The following is a 16277-nucleotide window of genomic DNA, read 5'->3' on the forward strand; positions in this document are numbered from 1 at the left end:
CACCAACCCAAGCCTGGCCGACGACCAGAAGGCCCTCGCCGCATGGCGGCACGCCCTCGACACCAGCGAGCCCCTGACCGACAGCCAGGCGAAGCAAATCAGCCTCACCATCCAGACCAACCTGACCCAGCGCGACATGCTCGTCGACCTCGTCATCGACCCCGGCATGCCAGAAGAGGACCTCAACGCCTACCTGGCCAACCCCGACCCCGCATCCCCGCTGGGCATGCGGCTCGCGAACAGCTTCAGCAGGCCGCCCCGGCCCGTCCCCTCCGACCGGATAGACCAGGCCGCCCGCCTGCTCGACCGCATCGCCGCCGCCCGGCCGGCCCAGCAGGCCCAGCCCCACGCCATCCAGGCCACCCTCTACTGGCTTGCTGAACGCTACGCGGAAGCCGAGGAAAAGGCCCTGATGGCCCTGGACGACGACCCCAGCAACAGGCTCGCCGACCTCGTCCGCCAGCTCGTCGCTTTCGGCAGCCCCTCCCCGTGGAGCAGAATCCGCTAGCCGGCCCTGCCCCCTCCCCGGTCCGGCGCACGCCCAGCCCACCGGACCGGCCGGACAGGAGGGCGCGAAAGCCGACTGCTCCCGGCCCCCGCAGGGGGCCACTCACAGCCGGCCCGGGGCCGGAGCGTCCCGGTCCACGCCGGGCTATGCCCTTGCGGCCCACCAGCATGCCACAAGGGCTGCGCCTGCCGCGTCCCGATCCGCACGCGGACCCCGGGGTGAAGCCCAGGCCGAGCACACGCCGCGCACCGTGCAGGGCCGCACCGCCCACCGCATGCGCCGGGTCCGAAACATGTCACCGAGGAGGGGAGGGGGAGCCTCCGGGCCGCTTCCGGCAGGCCGTTCGCACACACGTCCCGCCCCCCCGAAAAACGTTGGAAATCTGCCGATTCCGGCTTGACAACTACCACAACTGTGGTATTATTATAAGTGTGGTAAGGGGAAGGGTTCCCCACCGGGCGGCCAAGGCCCGGAACACGAACAGAGGTACACGAAATGGCAACGACAATCAGCGGCATGATCAGCTTCAGCGGCTTCCTGGGGGACACCCGTTTCACCGAGCCCGCCCCCGGCAGGAAGGCCCGGCTGTCCATCAGGGTCTACGACCGGCACAGCTGGAAGGACGCCCAGGGCAACCGCCAGCAGGCCGCCAACTACGACTCCATCACCGTCGTCTACTGGGGCCGCACCGCCCAGGCCATCCACCAGCTCATCGCCGACCGGACCATCAGCCAGAAGGACCCCGTGACCGGCACCGGCTACCTCGACGACGAGCCCGACACCTGGATAGGCCGCGACGACCAGCAGCCCCACGCCCGCATCCGCGTGGACGGCCGGAGCCTGTGCCCCGACCCGCTCAGGCAGAACTTCATCGACCAGGCCAACAGCCGCAAGCAGGCTCCCGGCTATGGCCAGCGGCCGGCGGCCCAGCAGCAGGCTCCTGCCGAATCCTGGCCGAAGACCGCCCGGCCAGGCGCCCCGGCTCTCGCACAACAGCAGCCGGCCCCGGCACAACAGCAGCAGGCCCAGGCCCCGGCACAGCAGGCCCCGGCCCCGGCTCTCGCGCAGCCGGCCCCGGCACAACAGCAGCAGGCCCAGCCGGCCGCCAATGGCCCCGCCGGAGCCCAGCCCGACTGGATGAAGTGAACGGAAGACGAAAACGGCCGCGCGTGCCAGCGCGCGGCCACCGCCGGATCATATGGAAAGGCCGCCCAGCCGCATCCAACGGAGCCGACATGCCCATCATACTGCGCCAGGCAGGCGCGGGGCATGCCAGGCTCACCACACACCACACAACGGCCGCCCAGCCGCCAAGACAAAGGAGCATGACATGACCAAGAACACCACCGCACACAGAATCGTCCGCAGCGCCCCCAACGGGGCCGGCCCGCACGCCGACCTGCTCCGCAGGCCGACCCCCCGGGCGCTCATCGCCGACAGGGTGCAGAGCATCGCCCTCATCGGGCTGTGCGCCCTGCTGTGCCGCGTCTCCTACCAGATCTGAAAGGACCGGGACCCCATGCACACCATCACCGTGGAAATCAGCAAGCCGGCTGACGACCTCGACGCCCTGGGCTGGCAGCAGGTCAGCGCCTGCCGCCGGCGCACCGTGATCGAGGACGACGACCACGCGCAGATGCGCGCCCTGCGCGCCCTCTGCCAGCAGATGGACCAGCGCACGGCCGGCAACCCCGGCCGCATCGGCCGCACCGTCAACCGCTGGGGGGTCATCTACGAGTTCGGCACCTACCGCGCCCCGGACATCGCCCGCATCATGAGCCAGGCCGGCGTCGACGGGTGGGAGGCCGACTCCATCCCCGACGTGCCGGGGGCCCTGGTGCGCATAAGCCTGGCCTGAACGGGCGCAGGCATGAAAATGGGCCGGGCGGTGGCACGCCCGGCCCTCAGCATTAGAGCCACCATCATCATAGCCGCCCCGCCCGGACGGCACCTACCACAGCTGCGGTATGCTGGGCCCGGGGCACGGCAGGCAAGGAGGATCCGCAATGAGCACTCAATCAAACACCGATGGCAGCAAGCTCGCGCGCCGGCGCGCCGAGCTCGGCCTCACCCAGGAGCAGCTGGCCGAGCGCGCCGGCGTCCGGTACCAGGCCATCAGCAACTTCGAGACCGGCTGGCGGTCGATCAGCTCCAGCCGCGTGTCCACGGCCCTCAAGCTGGCCAGGGCGCTGGACTGCACCATCGAGGACCTGCTCTGAGCCCCCCCCCGCCAGGGCCCCCAGGGGGTTAAGCCGGCGGCCCTCATGCGGCCCTCATGCATAGCCCCTGCACAAATGCGCAAGGGGTGGGGGGGGGGTGGTTGGGTGGCCTGCCGGAGTTGGGTGGTGCCGGGCAGGGTCGGGTGTGCGGGGCGAGCATGCCGTTGCATCCCTCCGGCTGGGCGTGCAGGTTTCGAAGCAGGCCGAGCGAGGGAGGGTCCCCGGGTCGTGCGGGGGAGGGATCGTCGGGTGCCCGTCCGGTTCGAAGCGTGTCATCGAGGAGGAAGCTGGGTGGATGGGCCTGGCTGGTCGTTCCGTTTGCAGTCCGGCGCGGCCCCGCGGGAAAAGTCCGGCAGAAAAGTCCCGTCCGGCTTGACAACTACCACAACTGTGGTAATATAGAAGTGTGGTCAGGGAAAGGCCACCGGCCGTGGCAGGCCGAGCAACAGCACAGCATTAGGAGCCGAAATGAGCATCTTCGCCAAGCACAACAACAACCGCAGCGAGTACCTTGCCAGCCTGAGCATGGGCGACGTCGCCTACCTGGCCGACCCGACCGGCTACATCGGCATGACCAAAGAGCAGATCCGCCTGGACGCCGTCCGCGAACTGCGCAAGCGCGTCCGCGCCATGCGCAAGGCCGGCAAGACCGTCAGCAAGACCGAAGCCCGCCGCCTGGCCGGAGGCCACATCTGGCTGGCCGTGTTCGCCGGCACGGCCGACTCCGTCCGCGCCGCGCTGAACAACTCCGAAACCGCCCGCCGGCTCTTCGCCACGCACAACGTCATGGACCTGGTCTGGGGCGACGAACAGCCCGCCGCCGACAGGGACGACACAAACCCCTACCGCCCGCGCCCCGTAAACAGCCTCGCCGACATCGCGGACTGACATCCGAGCACAGGCGCCCCCGCCCCGGCCACAGCCGGAACGGGGGCGCCTTCGCATGCCCCGCCGGCAGACGCGCGGCAAAGCCCGGCGCAAAAGGCCAAGCCCGCCACTGACGGCGGGGCTCCCGCCCCACACCCCGGCGACCTGAATCAGGTCGATCATCGGCTGCCGCGCATTCTGCGGGGCGCAAACAACGCGCCCCGCAGAACGCTTGCCACAAAACCTATTCGCCCGAGCCCGCCATGCACGCGGCACACGCCTGCCGGAGCCAGCAGAAAAAGGCAAAGCCGGGCATGCGCACCGCAAGCACTGCCGCAGTCCGAAACAAGCATTCCCAGTCAGCCCCTAAAGGAACCGAAAACCAGCCCGCCACATCCATAAAGCACCAGTAACCACAGCCCACCAAACGTAACCACCCAAGCACCAGACCCACCAGCAATCACGAAACCACCATCTTCACCACCACCATCACCAACCACACCCTAAGTGCACCAACCAGCTCAGACCCACACCAACCAGCACAGACAGTAATCACATCCAGACAAGCCATAAAATGACCCAATTCAAGAGATGGACATCTTGCATTAAAATGCGGAAAATCCGGTGTTATCGTTGAAATAACGCCAAATTCTGCGCACGATGCGCAAACCTGATAAAATTCGGCTGCAGGGACAAGTGTCAAGTCGGAAATCTGTGTGGGGGCCAATGCACGAAACAAGCGAGATGGACGGCCTTTATGTGGGCCATTGCCTGTGGTGCGGCAAGCCGTACCTGCCGGCCAAGGGCAAGAAGTACATCCAGCGGTTCTGCTCGGTGCAGTGCAGGAACAGCTACTACCGGAACAAGGACAAGGATGCCCTGAACCAGGCCGCCGACAGGGACGCCGACAACAGGATCCTCCGGGACACCATCAGCCGCCAGGAGGAGACCATCGAATACGAGTCCGCCGAACGACGGCGGATGGCCCGCGAAAACTCCATGCTGAGGAGAACCATCCAGACACTGGCCGACGACCTGAGCGAACTCATGGGCGCCGGCGTCCTGGTCATCAACAGGCGCAGCCCATCCGCGAGGATGCTGAACCAGCACGACTCCTTCCTGCGGATCATGGAGGACTGGTCAAGCAAGAACCGCGGCACGATAGAACGCCAAAGCGCGGAGGTCGAGCAAGTCAAACAACGCTGGCGCGAGCAGCGGGGCAAGGCCATAGCCCAGCGCCGGTCGGCCGAATGGATCCGAGACCTCGACCAGGACTACCAGTCGCGCCTGAACAGCCTCATGAGCCAGTACACGCAGTACGCCACATACCTGGCGCTTGAGGACATGCAAAACGACCACAGGCAGCAGACCGGAACCGAACTGCCGCTGGACGGCACTGAGGCGGAGCCCCTGCGCATGGCCCTGCGAGATTTTGCCCAAAAACAAGGTAAGGAAAGGACAAAGAACCATGACATCAGCCAACAACGACCCGGTGATAGCCAGGCTGCTCCAGCAGATAGAGGAGCGCAAGGCGACAGTGAAGGCCCTGGACAAGGAGAGGGACCAGCTCGGCCAGAGGGCGAGCCAGATGATCCGTGACACGAAGGAGTACGAGCAGCTGTACCAGGAGATTCTGCAGCGGCACGGCTGGAGCAAAGGCACCGCCAGCCGCAACGGGTTCAGAGGCGTTGCCGCCGTCATCACGCAATGCCGGAAATCGGTCGAGAACCAGAGCGCCGAGGCAGGCGAGAATCCCCAGCCGGCCCAGGAGCAGTCCGCCGCTCCCGTTGCGCCCGCCCTGCCGGGGCAGTCCGCCACCCCGGAGGATGGTTTCCTCGGCCAAGCGGAGCCCGTGATCTGACATGGCCGCCAGCCTCACCAAGCTCATGGCGGGCACGAGCACCAAGTACTACACGCAGACGGTTGAGGACGTGGCCACCGACCATGGCGGCGGCATGGCCGGCTACTACAACACCCCGGGAACCCCTCCAGGCATGTGGATGGGCAAGGGCCTTGGCGTCATCCACAGGCAGGCAGGCTTCCACGCCTCCAAGGTCGACATCAGCCGCGTCTACGACAACCTCTGCGACCCGGACACCGGCCGCAGCCTCAGCAGAATCGGGCGCAAGAGCATCGAGGCCGGCGAGGCCGTGGCCGGATACGATCTGACCTTCACCCTTCCCAAAAGCGTGGACATCCTCTGGGCGGCGGGCGACCCCTACGTCCGCCGAACCATCATGCGCTGCCATAAGGAGGCCGTCAAGGAAAGCATCGACTGGTTCGAAAGCCATGAAGCCTATTCGAGGACAGGCAAGGACGGCATAGTGAAGCGTCACGCCGCAGGCATCATCGCCGTCGACTTCACCCACTGGGACAGCCGGGAAGGGGACCCGCACCTGCACGACCACGTCCTCATCTCGAACATCGTCAAGCGTGCCGACGGCAGCACCGGGGCCTTGGACGGCAAGGCGCTGTACAGCGCCGCAGTCGCCATCAGCGAACGGCACACCAACCTCTTCATGGACAAAATGACCGCGAGCCTGGGCGTGCAATGGCGGCAGCGCAAAGTGCCGGGCATGAAGAGCTGCGTATACGACCTGGTCGGCATCGACGACCAGCTGATAGACGCCTTCAGCCGGCGCAACGCCGAAATCAACCAGCGGGTCAGCAAGGAGGTGGAGAAGCTGCGCGCCGAGGGCATCGAGCCCACGCAGTCAATGCTGCGGAAGCTGCACCAGCGAGCCTGGAGGCTGTCGCGCAAAGCCAAGCCCAAGGATCCCAAATCGCTGCATGAGCTGATGGACGAATGGAACGAGGAGCTGGTCATGCTCGGCTACGATCCGCAGCGCATCGTGCAGGACACCATCGGGCGGGGCGGGCTGAACATGGACATCAAGGCCCTGCTCGAACAGCCGCACATCATAGAGCAGGCCCGCAGGATCATCGAGCAGGGGGAGGTAGCCGGCGACAAACAGGAGCCTGCGGCATGGCTGGCCGCGCTGCTGCGCGCCTCCATCGCCGACACCGCCGCATTGCAGAGCATGCATGGGGACATCAAATGGAGACAAGAGGACCTCAAGGATCCCTTCAACGCCATGCACCTGGAGACCTCCTACAACACGACCACCATCAGCGAGAACGTGATTCGGTCAGCGGCCGAACGGCTCACCAGGGGCCTCCGGCTGAAAGAAGGGCAGCGCGACCAGCTGACGGACCTTCTGGTCGAGGAGGAGAAGAAGAACCTCGTCCTGGTCGATCCGGGCAAATACGCGCTCAGCGATGATCAGCTGCGGGACGCCGGCATAGCCGTCAACGGGGAGCGGGCGGTCACCGACGATCCGGAAGGCAACGTGTATGCGACCAAGGAGCTGCTTGCTGCCGAGGGAAGATTCAAGATGCACGCTGCGGCCGGCGTCTACAAGCCGCCTCCGGAATGGAACGAGACCATGCTGGCCAGGGCAGTCCAGGAAGCCCAATCCGACAGGCGGAGGTACAAGCATCCGCTGGCCTACGATCAGAAGGCAGCCGTGGTGGGCCTGCTGTCCAGCGAGAAGACGATTGTCGCCCTCGCAGGACCGGCCGGAACCGGCAAGACCACGACCCTGCGATGCCTGGCCGATGTGGCATCACGGCCCGGCGGAAGACAGGTCGTGGCGTTCGCGCCGACGGCCGTGGCCGCGCAGGAGCTCGGAGCAAGCCTGGGCGTGCCAGCCGACACCCTGGCCAAGCTGATGTACGAGGACAGGCACGGAAGCCTGGACAAGCGGATCGAGGCAGCCGAAGCGGAATACCGCAGCCTCGACGGAATGGACTGGAAGAGCCTGCTAAGGCTCAACCCCAGGAACATGATCGGCCGGTACCGTCATCGGGAACGCGTCAGGCAGAGGCTGGCCGGCCTGCAGGCGGAGAAGAGGAACCTCACCATCCCCGAAAACGGCATCGTGATCGTCGACGAGGCAGGCATGGCCAATACGTTCGACCTGCAGCAGCTGTCCGAACTGTGCGACATCAAGCATGCGAAGATGATCCTGGTGGGCGACGACAAGCAGCTCAACACGGTTGGCGGAGGCGCCGGTGCATTCACCTGGATCGCCCACCAGAAGAGCAAGACCTACATGCTGGAAAGCATCTGGCGCTTCAAGAACGAGAACGAGGCCTCGCTCAGCAAGCTGCTGCGGTCGGGCAGACAGGACAAGGCCACCAAGGACTTCTACGCCCTGCACGCATACGACGCCGAAGGCCGCATCCATGCCGGCCAGGCCGACGCCATCGAGGAGGAGCTGATCGGGAAGGTGGCGAACGACTACGATTCAGGCGTCAGCTCGCTGCTGATCGTGGGCAGCAACGAAGGCATCTCCGACATGAACGAGCGGATCAGCCGCCGGAGGCAGGCATCGGGAAGCGTGGAAAGCGACCCACGCCGCCGCATCATCCTGTCGGACGGGTCAACGGCCGGAAGAGGCGACATCATCTGCACCAGGACCAACGACCGGCGCATCCGTACCAGCCAGGGCGGCTACGTGCGCAACAACGACCTGTGGACGGTAGACGAAACATCCGGAGGGGCGATCCGCTGCCATCCCGCCGGTCGGGAAGGCGACGGCGTGATCCTGCCGGCCAGCTACGTGGACAAGAACGTGATAGGCGGCTATGCGGTCACCCCGCACAGGAGCCAGGGCAAGACCGTCGACCGCGGCTACTACTACATCCCCCAGGGCCAGGAGGGCATATCCACCGCCAATACGCTGTATGTGGCCATGACGCGAGGCCGCGAAGGCAACGACGTGTATGTGGCCACCAAGGACATCAAGGAGATGATGGTCGGCACCGAGGACACGTACGAGCTGGCAGCCTGGAAGCTGCGCAACAAAACCCGCTACGAGAAGATCGAGCACAGGAAGCTCTGGGACGAGCAGAACGGGCCGAAGCCGGGCAAGGAATGGTACACGGCCGAGGAACTGCTGCCCACCCCGCACCAGCAGGCCATGTTCACCCTGCACAAGGTCATGGAGCATACGCAGACAGGCCGCTTCGCCTCGGAATGGGCGCGCCAGTACAGGCAGACCATATACTCCGGGGAGCGGCTGCAGCACGAATGGAACGCCTACCGGCGGATCCTCTCCGAGCGTCAGCTCAGCGACGTCCTTGACAAAGGCGACCTAGACAGGCTGAAGGAGGACCCCGGGTACGGGACCATGCTGGATGCCTACGCGCAGGCCAGAGAGGACATGGGCCCGCGCAAGGCCGACCATATAGCCAGGACCTCCGAACACGGCGAAGCCATCGACATCGCCAACATGCTCTCGCCCGGCGAGCTCGACCATAGCGAAGCACAGCCGCACCTGATACCCGACGAGGATGCGCCGCAGGATCAAGCCAGGGTCATCGAACTGATGAACCAGACCTGCAAGCTCTGCGAGAAGAGCGTGATGCTCAGCCAATCGAAGCCGGACCTGAGCGGAGCCTTCGACGGCGGCTACGGCCCCTGGCCGGAAGAGGCCCTCGGCCCCGAGCCGCCGCTCGGCTCGCCCAGAGGCCCCGACTACGCCAGAATCTCCGGCGAGATCATCTCATACAGGGCCGTACACCACATCACAGACCCGAAGCGGCCGTTCGGCGCATCCGGAGAAACCGACGGGTGGCAGCGCAACATCCGACGCAAAATAGCCGCCTACCGGCGCAGGCCCCCGGACCCGGATGCGCTGACAGCCAGGCAGGACCCCCCTCGACAGATCGCCCACGGCAGCGAGATGGCGGTGAAAGCCGGCAGAGGCATCATCCTGGACTACACCGGCGGCCAGGAGCCGTCAGGAAAGATCCGGATCCCCGTGGATGCCCGCAACGTCAATGGGACCATCCGCCGCATCAGGGACATCCGCCCGGACGCCCCGGCCAGAATCATCGTGAAAGCCAGGCCAGGCGCCGACCTGACGGGCGTGTGGAGGGCGCTGACGCCTGCGGAGCGCGGACAGATGCGCCTGCTTGGAGAGGACGGGACCATGAAGCCTCTGTGGCAGGAGATGATGGAGGGCTCCTCCGAGCCCGGCCGTGCCGGCTCCATCCTTCAGGGGCTCGACATCGAGCACCGCCGTCAGGCGGAATCCTGGCTGGAGAAGTCGTCCCCGTCAAGCCAGGGTGAATCGTATGCGCCGCCCTCCGGGCCTGCATCGCCTTCAAACCCTGGCATCGGCTCGCCGGGCATATCCTGATCCTGCCGGCCGTCGAACCCCAGATCGTCCTGGCCCCAGGCGGCCTCTGCGGCGTCCCTGGCCGGCCCTGCGGCCGGCTCGGCCTGGCCGGCCAGGTCGTTCGCGTCCCAGGGGAAGCATTCCGCGGCATCGATGCCCAGGCTCTTCTCGTTTTCGCGCCTGTCACTGGTCTTCTTCGAATACTGGCCGCTCTCGTGCTTGTCCGCGTCCGGGTTGCCCAGCGACCTGGCAGAGGCATAGTCCTTGACCATCTGCAGGATCGAGTTCTCGTCCATCCAGAACCTGGTCTGCATGTAGGAATGGCGCGGGCTTTTCGGGCTCTTGTGGGGGGTTTCAAGGTAGGCGAACACGTATTCGCTTCTGAGGGCGTCCATCAGGGCGAACAGGTACCCGTGGCGCATCCAGCAGGCCGGCAGCGCAGCATCCATCCTCTGGTCGATCTGGCACAGCATTTCGGCGAAGCCGGCCACCTGCTCGGCCGTGCGCACATGCCTCTGCCTCTGGTCGAACCGCCATGGCAGCGCTGACATATCCAGATCCTCCGCCGACTGGGCGGCCTTCCACATCCTCTCAGGACCCTGCGGGTCCTGGGGCCCTGGCGCAGGCTCATTCATCGGCGGCCTCCCTCCGTTCACTTCTGCGGCATGCGCGATGCCTGCTCCGGGCTCATGTCGGCCGCGCACCTGCTGAACGCCTCGTTGAAGGCCCTGATGGCCCCCACCTTGCGCTCGATGTCCTCCTGTGAGGATCCTCCGGTGGCGACGTTCGCCTTCGTGTATAAGGAGCAGGAGGCAGGATAGTCCCTGTGCTGCTTCAGGTAGGAGCGCCCGAGCTCGGCCGAGGCCATCATCTGATCGATCTGGCTGTCGAGGGCCGTGTTCGCCGCAGCCCAGGCCTGGCCCTGCCAGTCGCTGTAGAGCCGGTCAAGCCGGCTGCACATCCTGTCGGCCTCTGCGGCGTCCCTGGGCGGCTCGGCGCCAGCCTGTTTGACCGCATCCGTGAACGCCTGCTCGCTCTTGGAGTAGGCGGATCCGGTGTCGGACTCCTGGAAGGCCACTTCGGTGCGCAGAGTGTCGTCGTTGACGCCCAGCCGCGTGTCCATCGTGTCCGTCATACGGTCCATCAGCTCCTTGGCTTTCCTGCCGGGCCGCTCCCTCCAGTCGCCGGCCGGCTGGCCGGGCGTTGCCGACATGGTGCGGGCCTGGGCCCTGCGGGCCTTCGCTCCGCCGGCGCTTGACGCCGCAGGGGAGGGATGCGCCTGCGAGGGCGAGGACGGCCCCGGGAACTGGATGACCCCGACCAGGAACAGGAGGCCCACAAGGACGGCGGCCGCAGCCGTGTACGCCAGTGCCGCCAGAGCCCCGTGCCGCCGTTCGAATTCATGAAGCCCCGCGCCCATTTCGGAGCGGGGCGCTTTCCCTTTGCTCATCGCAACACGCTTTCCGCATGGCCGCGGCCGATGGACCGGGCATCCACGCTGCTGCATCGATGCCATCCCCTGCGCCAATAAGGCACTGTCGTCACCGCGGCAGGCCGAGCGTTCGAGGAGACAAGCAGGAACCGGCCCATGGGGATGCGCCGCACCGAGTCCACCGGGAGGGCCTTCCTGCGCTCCGTCCTGGGCAGGAAGCCGAGGCTGGAGAGCAGGCCCGCCCCGTTGAAGCCGTTGAAGGACAGATCGCTGCGGTTCTCGTCATATTCGCCCACCAGGTCGCTGATGCCCTGCAGGACTTCCGACGTGGACTGTCCGGGGCCTATCAGCTTCTGCGAATTGTCCCACATCTGCTTCTCCTCGCCGTCCCCGAAGGCGGCGCGTGCCGCGTTGCGCGCCTGAACCACGGCCACGGACCATATCCCGTCGCCCGAGCCGGCGGTGAACAGCTGGGGCAGGCCCTCCCAGGGGGTGATGTTGGCCACCTCGTCCAGCACCAGCGACAGGGGAGGCTCCAGCTTGCCGAACCCGCTCTCAGCAGCCATCTGCCTGGCCATGTCCCTGGCTTCGCTCAGGAACATGCTGGCGAACACGGCCTCGTTCGCCGCCGCCTCGCCCTGGGTGCTGCGCAGCGGGGAAAGCATGTACACAGTGCCCCGCCCGGACAGGAACCTCCTCATGTCGAACCGTTCCCTGTCGGGGTCGGGGCGCAGCCACTGCCGTATGGACTTGATTCCCAGCGCTTCGAAGGACGTGGAGACCGAGAGCATCTTGTTGCTTCGCGTGCGCTGGTCGTCATCCATCAGGGCCTGGAGGGGCGCCGCCAGCCCCCGCAGGTCGTCGTCCTGGCAGTTCTTCAGTATGTTCGCTGCGGCGATGATGCCGTCCATGCTCTGCGACCAGAAGTAGACGTCGTCAAGCCCTTTGCCGCTGACGGCCCCCGCCGCGAGCAGGCTGCGCACTATGGTGGTGGCGATATGCGCCCAGTTGGCATTGTCGCCTTTCAGATCGGCGGTGCCCACGATGGCGCTGGCCAGATTGAGCGCCCTCCGGTCGTCGATGCAGGCAGCCACCGGATCCCAGTTGATGGCGTAGGGGGCGTAGGAAGGGTCCGTGCATATGCCTGTCGGGTCGAATATCCAGACCTCCGACTGGCCATGCTGCGGGGATCCTCCCGCATAGTCCTCGCGCCCGCTGGTGCGGAACCCGTCGCGCCTCATGGCGAGGGTCGCCTCGATCACGTCCATCCTGGAGGATGTGGTGATGACCGGCCCCGGCGCCTCCATCACTATCGGGATGATGACGCTGGTGGTCTTGCCGGTCCTGGTGGATGCAAGCACATACAGCGGGGTCTCGGTGGAGATCCACGCACCCCTCCCATGGCATTCGCCGATGCGCACGCCAAGCTTTCGCGGGCTGATGCTTTCCCCCCTGGTGCGGGCATCCGCATCCAGGGCCGCCCTGGTGGCGGGAAGGGCGTTGTCGGCCTTGCGGGACAGCGACCATCCGCTCAGCCGGTATCCTGCTTCGCGCCGGTCCATGAGATGCCGGTTCGTGTCGAACGCGTCCCTGTCCTGCTGTTCGCTGCCGTTATAGGCCTGCCAGAACACGATGGACAGCAGCCCCAGGCCCGCAACCAGCAGCAGGTACACCGTGAACGCTGCTCCCGGCACGATGAAGAGCAGCAGGATCATTATGGGAGAAGGCAGGGCCACCGTCCATAAGAACAGCGCCCTGGAACCCTTCGGGGAGCCTGAGCCGAGACTGTCCACGAACTCGGTGTGCTCCTTCACCCAGCGGCCGAGCCCCGTGCCCAAAAAGCTCGTCCATACGCCGACGATTCTCGTCTTACGCTCCATCTGCTCCGGCCCGGCGTCACGCCGGCCGGACCCTTGGACAACGCCATTACCGTTCATATCCCGCTCCTATCCTGCACGGTTCGCATCCGTCCTGAATAGCTGGAACGCCTCCCGGCCCATGTCCGCCTGGACGACGTCCCTTATCTGCTTGCCGACCCTCCACAGGCCCCAGTGGGCGGGGAGCTGCTCGATGGTCAGCAGCTCCGTCTCCGACAGGTCGTCTCCCAGGATCGACCCCATGGCCTTCAGGCTGGCCGGGCTTTGGCTGTAGATGATCTGAACGCCCGACAGGGTGAGGATCGACTTGATCTGCTTGAGATGGTCGGATCCCTCCGGCGCGAACTTCTCGATGTCCTGGAGCTCGTGCATGAGCATCCAGCTTGACGTGCCCAGGTCGCCGCACAGGCGCATCCTCTTCTGCCACGCCTTCACCAGCGCGGGATCCTGCAGAAGCTCGTATCCCTCCTCGGCGACGATGATCCTGAACCGGCCGTCATGGCTGTAGCAGAGCCGGTCCACGGCCGAGTTCATGCAGGCGTTGTAGAGCCGCTTGCGCAGATCCTCGCCGCTTCCCACGCTGCCCGTGTTGAACACGATCATCGGGGCGGACGGGTCCAGGTCCACGGTGGACTCCCTTTCGAACCCGCCTTTCAGATCGCCTTCGACAAGGGTGTTGTAGATGATGGTCAGGTCGCTTGCGGTCCTCTCCACCTGGCTGCGCTGCATCCCCCGGACGGTCACACGCTGCTTCCACTCGCTGTCCAGCAGATCGGTCAGCCCGGCCACCGTCGGCACGGCCGTCCTGCGCTGCAGCTCCGCCAGGGCCGCCGAGACGACGGCCCGCTCGCCCGGGTCGAAGACGCGGCCCTTCCTGAGCACGGAGGCTATGGACTCCAAGGCCCCCACGCGCAGGCCGAAGACCGTGCTCGCCCAGTCCTCGTCCGTGACGGCGGCTGGCTTTTCCGCCACGTCCAGCGGGTTGAGGTACCGGCCGTTGCCCACCTCGACCACCTGCCCGCCGTTGGCCAGGGCCACGGCCGCCCACTCGCCCTTCGGGTCGCCTTCTATGAGCACCTGCCGGTTCCATGGCGATGTGGTCTCACGCGTGGTGAAGGCCTTCAGCAGCGTGGACTTGCCTGAGCCCATGGTGCCGATGATCCAGCCGTTGACGCTTGTGCCGTCGTACCGGTACGGGGACCAGGCGTCGAACCTCCACACGTTGCCGTTGATGACGCTGTGGCCTATGACCGGGCCTTCAAGCCTGGGCCATCCGGAGACGCCCAGGGGGCTGAGCATGCCCGACTCGGATACGCTGGCCATGTGCCAGGGGATCTTCGGGGCGTACCGCACCCAGCCCATGTTGGTTGATGTGGTCATGGGCAGCCGCTCCCTGCCTTCCGTGTCTTCGCTGGTCTTGGGGGCCTGCTGGCCGAGCTCCGAATCCCATGAGAGCCGTTCTCGCTCCGCTGCGCGCATGGCCTTCCGATGCAGGCGCCGTCCGGATCGGGTCGTGATGCCGGCGCTGCCCACGACGCCGTCGGCATCGATGGCGGCCAGGGTCCTCACCGGCAGGACGGGCCTGACGGGCACGCACCCGTAGGTTCCGCTGTTCAGCGGCTTCCTCTTCCTGCCGCGGATCATCTGCGCCCCTCCAGGCCGAGCGGCAGCGCGCCCACCCAGCGGGCCAGCTGCTGGTTGATCTGCTTGTCCAGGTGCATGGCATAGCCGCCCGTTCGTGCAAGCAGGTCCTGGCAGGCCCGGTCCAGGTCGTCCTGCGAGTTGGCAAGCACGGTGACGAACCCCTGGAATTCGACGTCGCCGTGCTCCTTCGTGTTCTCCTGCTTGCGCCGCTCCATGAGCCTGGCCTCGTCCAGAGTCTGCGTGTCTGGCTGCCGGTTCAGCATCTGGTTGAACTTGTCCATGACGCCGGTTTCGTTGCTGGCCTCTTCGAGGGCCGTCTTGGCCTCCTTCTGGTTGCGGGCGTGGAAGGCCTGCGTGAAGATCATCCTGGTGTCGGGCGAGCTGTCAAGCTGGACGAGCCAGTCCGCGATGACCGGGCTTTCGGCTTCCGGCCAGCGGTCGATCCAGTATGTCCTGGCATAGGTCGAGCCGACCCTGATGTAGTCGGCGAACTCCTCGTAGGAGGTCCAGACCGGCTGGTCGTCGTCAAGCCGCCCGTCCTTGTCGAGGAGCGTATACGCATCCGGGTCGCTGAGGCACTTCATGTCGCCGCGCACCTGCTGGGCGTCAAGCCACCTGAAGGGGCCCGCCGGGCCGACGATGGGGGAAAGCATGTCGATGAACCTGCTGGTCACATCGAACAGGGCATCGCCGGTGTCCTGAACGGTGGGCCGGCGGCCCAGCCGCTTCACGGGCGATATGGTGACCGTCACCGTGTAGTCGTGGTACATGGCCGTCCGCAGGGCGCCGGTCTCCAAAGCCCGCACATCGCGCTCCGCCTCAGAGCCGCCCCCGGCTGGGGCCGTCACATCGGTGGGCTTAATCAGGGATCTGGTCTGGAAGGTGACCCTTTCGACCTCGGGATGATCCACCAGGGAGTGCAGGGCCATGGAGAACGCGTCGGCGTGGCTGTTCTTGACCGCGTTCTTGGCCAGCTCCGAACCGGCCGAACGGAATCGGATTATGCTGGTGGCCTCGCAGCCTTCCGCATCCCATATCCAGCATGACCCGTTCATCTCGCCCGAGTTGACCAGCTCATACGGCCTGACGATTCTCCCCTCCGGGCCGGGCACGTCAAGCAGGGCCACGGTGTCACCGGCGGTGATGGGGCTTATGGTCGCCCGACTGGCCCCCGTAGCCCGCCTCAGCAGAAAGCCCGCCTGCAGGGCGGCAAGCTGCCACAGGCTCATGCGCTTGACAATGGGCAGATCCACGCCCAGCACAGCCAGGCACGCAAGATTCACCGGCGCGAACAGATCCACGTGCGCCAAGGTGAGATTGAACATGATGATCGAAATGCATACGGCCGCCACAACCACCTGGTGCTTCGACCAATGCCATAAAAGCTTCTGCCGAACCATCGGCGCGAAAGCCGCACTGTAAGGCTCGGTCCCCTTGTTTCCCTCGCTCATTTCCCCTCTTCTGATTGCAATGCTGACTCATGGTCCGCGGACGGGGCCGCAGCCCCGTCCGCCTGTCTGGCCTCGTCACGGCCAGCCCGAA

General features: G+C 66.0%; 14 protein-coding genes. 9 read left to right on the forward strand and 5 right to left on the reverse strand.

The window, feature by feature from the left end:
- The 9 genes from P273_RS10060 to mobF form a co-directional block, all read left to right on the forward strand.
- Positions 1-508, forward strand: a 508-nt coding sequence (locus P273_RS10060; protein ID WP_034524977.1) for a hypothetical protein, incomplete at its 5' end; no start/stop codon positions are given.
- Between the two features lie 495 nt (positions 509-1003).
- Positions 1004-1654 (forward strand): hypothetical protein, encoded by a 651-nt coding sequence (locus tag P273_RS0107610; protein WP_155804728.1) that lies wholly within the window; start codon positions 1004-1006, stop codon positions 1652-1654.
- Between the two features lie 184 nt (positions 1655-1838).
- Positions 1839-2012: a hypothetical protein gene (locus tag P273_RS10000; RefSeq protein WP_155804729.1), complete on the forward strand. Its 174-nt coding sequence runs from the start codon at positions 1839-1841 to the stop codon at positions 2010-2012.
- A gap of 15 nt (positions 2013-2027) precedes the next feature.
- Positions 2028-2366, forward strand: coding sequence for a hypothetical protein (locus P273_RS0107620; protein WP_024627857.1), 339 nt, complete (start codon positions 2028-2030; stop codon positions 2364-2366).
- A gap of 148 nt (positions 2367-2514) precedes the next feature.
- Positions 2515-2727, forward strand: coding sequence for a helix-turn-helix transcriptional regulator (locus P273_RS09335; protein ID WP_024627858.1), 213 nt, complete (start codon positions 2515-2517; stop codon positions 2725-2727).
- A 468-nt stretch (positions 2728-3195) separates the two neighbouring features.
- Positions 3196-3615, forward strand: a complete 420-nt coding sequence (locus P273_RS09345) for a hypothetical protein (protein ID WP_034524981.1) — start codon at positions 3196-3198, stop codon at positions 3613-3615.
- 705 nt (positions 3616-4320) lie between these two features.
- Positions 4321-5193, forward strand: coding sequence for a hypothetical protein (locus tag P273_RS0107635; protein ID WP_024627860.1), 873 nt, complete (start codon positions 4321-4323; stop codon positions 5191-5193).
- Entirely contained in the window at positions 5183-5455 is a 273-nt protein-coding gene (locus tag P273_RS0107640) for a hypothetical protein (RefSeq protein WP_024627861.1), read from the forward strand. Before P273_RS0107635 ends, P273_RS0107640 begins: the two co-directional genes overlap by 11 nt.
- Position 5456: 1 nt before the next feature.
- Complete coding sequence (gene mobF, locus P273_RS0107645; protein ID WP_024627862.1) at positions 5457-9803, forward strand: MobF family relaxase; 4347 nt, start codon at positions 5457-5459, stop codon at positions 9801-9803.
- Here the strand turns inward: mobF and P273_RS10005 are convergent.
- The 5 genes from P273_RS10005 to P273_RS0107675 are packed head-to-tail and all read right to left on the reverse strand — an operon-like array spanning position 9686 to position 16186.
- Complete coding sequence (locus P273_RS10005) at positions 9686-10417, reverse strand: hypothetical protein (RefSeq protein WP_155804730.1); 732 nt, start codon at positions 10415-10417, stop codon at positions 9686-9688. The genes mobF and P273_RS10005 overlap by 118 nt on opposite strands.
- 17 nt (positions 10418-10434) lie before the next feature.
- Positions 10435-11232: a hypothetical protein gene (locus tag P273_RS09600; protein ID WP_155804731.1), complete on the reverse strand. Its 798-nt coding sequence runs from the start codon at positions 11230-11232 to the stop codon at positions 10435-10437.
- Positions 11229-13151, reverse strand: coding sequence for a type IV secretory system conjugative DNA transfer family protein (locus P273_RS0107665; RefSeq protein ID WP_024627865.1), 1923 nt, complete (start codon positions 13149-13151; stop codon positions 11229-11231). The genes P273_RS09600 and P273_RS0107665 overlap by 4 nt, the downstream gene beginning before the upstream one ends.
- Positions 13152-13160: 9 nt before the next feature.
- Positions 13161-14735, reverse strand: coding sequence for a hypothetical protein (locus tag P273_RS0107670; RefSeq protein WP_024627866.1), 1575 nt, complete (start codon positions 14733-14735; stop codon positions 13161-13163).
- Positions 14732-16186: an SCO6880 family protein gene (locus P273_RS0107675; protein ID WP_024627867.1), complete on the reverse strand. Its 1455-nt coding sequence runs from the start codon at positions 16184-16186 to the stop codon at positions 14732-14734. Before P273_RS0107675 ends, P273_RS0107670 begins: the two co-directional genes overlap by 4 nt.
- Between the last annotated feature and the right edge of the window lie 91 nt (positions 16187-16277).

The sequence above is a fragment of the Bifidobacterium sp. A11 genome (assembly GCF_000499185.1).
Taxonomy (GTDB): Bacteria; Actinomycetota; Actinomycetes; order Actinomycetales; family Bifidobacteriaceae; genus Bombiscardovia; species Bombiscardovia mizhiensis.

Coding starts and splice junctions, on each gene's coding strand:
- P273_RS0107675 (WP_024627867.1), bottom strand. CDS start 16,186: ATGAGCGAGGGAAACAAGGGGACCGAGCCTTACAGTGCGGCTTTCGCG.
- P273_RS10005 (WP_155804730.1), bottom strand. CDS start 10,417: ATGAATGAGCCTGCGCCAGGGCCCCAGGACCCGCAGGGTCCTGAGAGG.
- P273_RS09345 (WP_034524981.1), top strand. CDS start 3,196: ATGAGCATCTTCGCCAAGCACAACAACAACCGCAGCGAGTACCTTGCC.
- P273_RS0107665 (WP_024627865.1), bottom strand. CDS start 13,151: ATGAACGGTAATGGCGTTGTCCAAGGGTCCGGCCGGCGTGACGCCGGG.
- P273_RS0107670 (WP_024627866.1), bottom strand. CDS start 14,735: ATGATCCGCGGCAGGAAGAGGAAGCCGCTGAACAGCGGAACCTACGGG.
- P273_RS0107620 (WP_024627857.1), top strand. CDS start 2,028: ATGCACACCATCACCGTGGAAATCAGCAAGCCGGCTGACGACCTCGAC.
- P273_RS09335 (WP_024627858.1), top strand. CDS start 2,515: ATGAGCACTCAATCAAACACCGATGGCAGCAAGCTCGCGCGCCGGCGC.
- mobF (WP_024627862.1), top strand. CDS start 5,457: ATGGCCGCCAGCCTCACCAAGCTCATGGCGGGCACGAGCACCAAGTAC.
- P273_RS10000 (WP_155804729.1), top strand. CDS start 1,839: ATGACCAAGAACACCACCGCACACAGAATCGTCCGCAGCGCCCCCAAC.
- P273_RS0107610 (WP_155804728.1), top strand. CDS start 1,004: ATGGCAACGACAATCAGCGGCATGATCAGCTTCAGCGGCTTCCTGGGG.
- P273_RS0107635 (WP_024627860.1), top strand. CDS start 4,321: ATGCACGAAACAAGCGAGATGGACGGCCTTTATGTGGGCCATTGCCTG.
- P273_RS09600 (WP_155804731.1), bottom strand. CDS start 11,232: ATGAGCAAAGGGAAAGCGCCCCGCTCCGAAATGGGCGCGGGGCTTCAT.
- P273_RS0107640 (WP_024627861.1), top strand. CDS start 5,183: ATGATCCGTGACACGAAGGAGTACGAGCAGCTGTACCAGGAGATTCTG.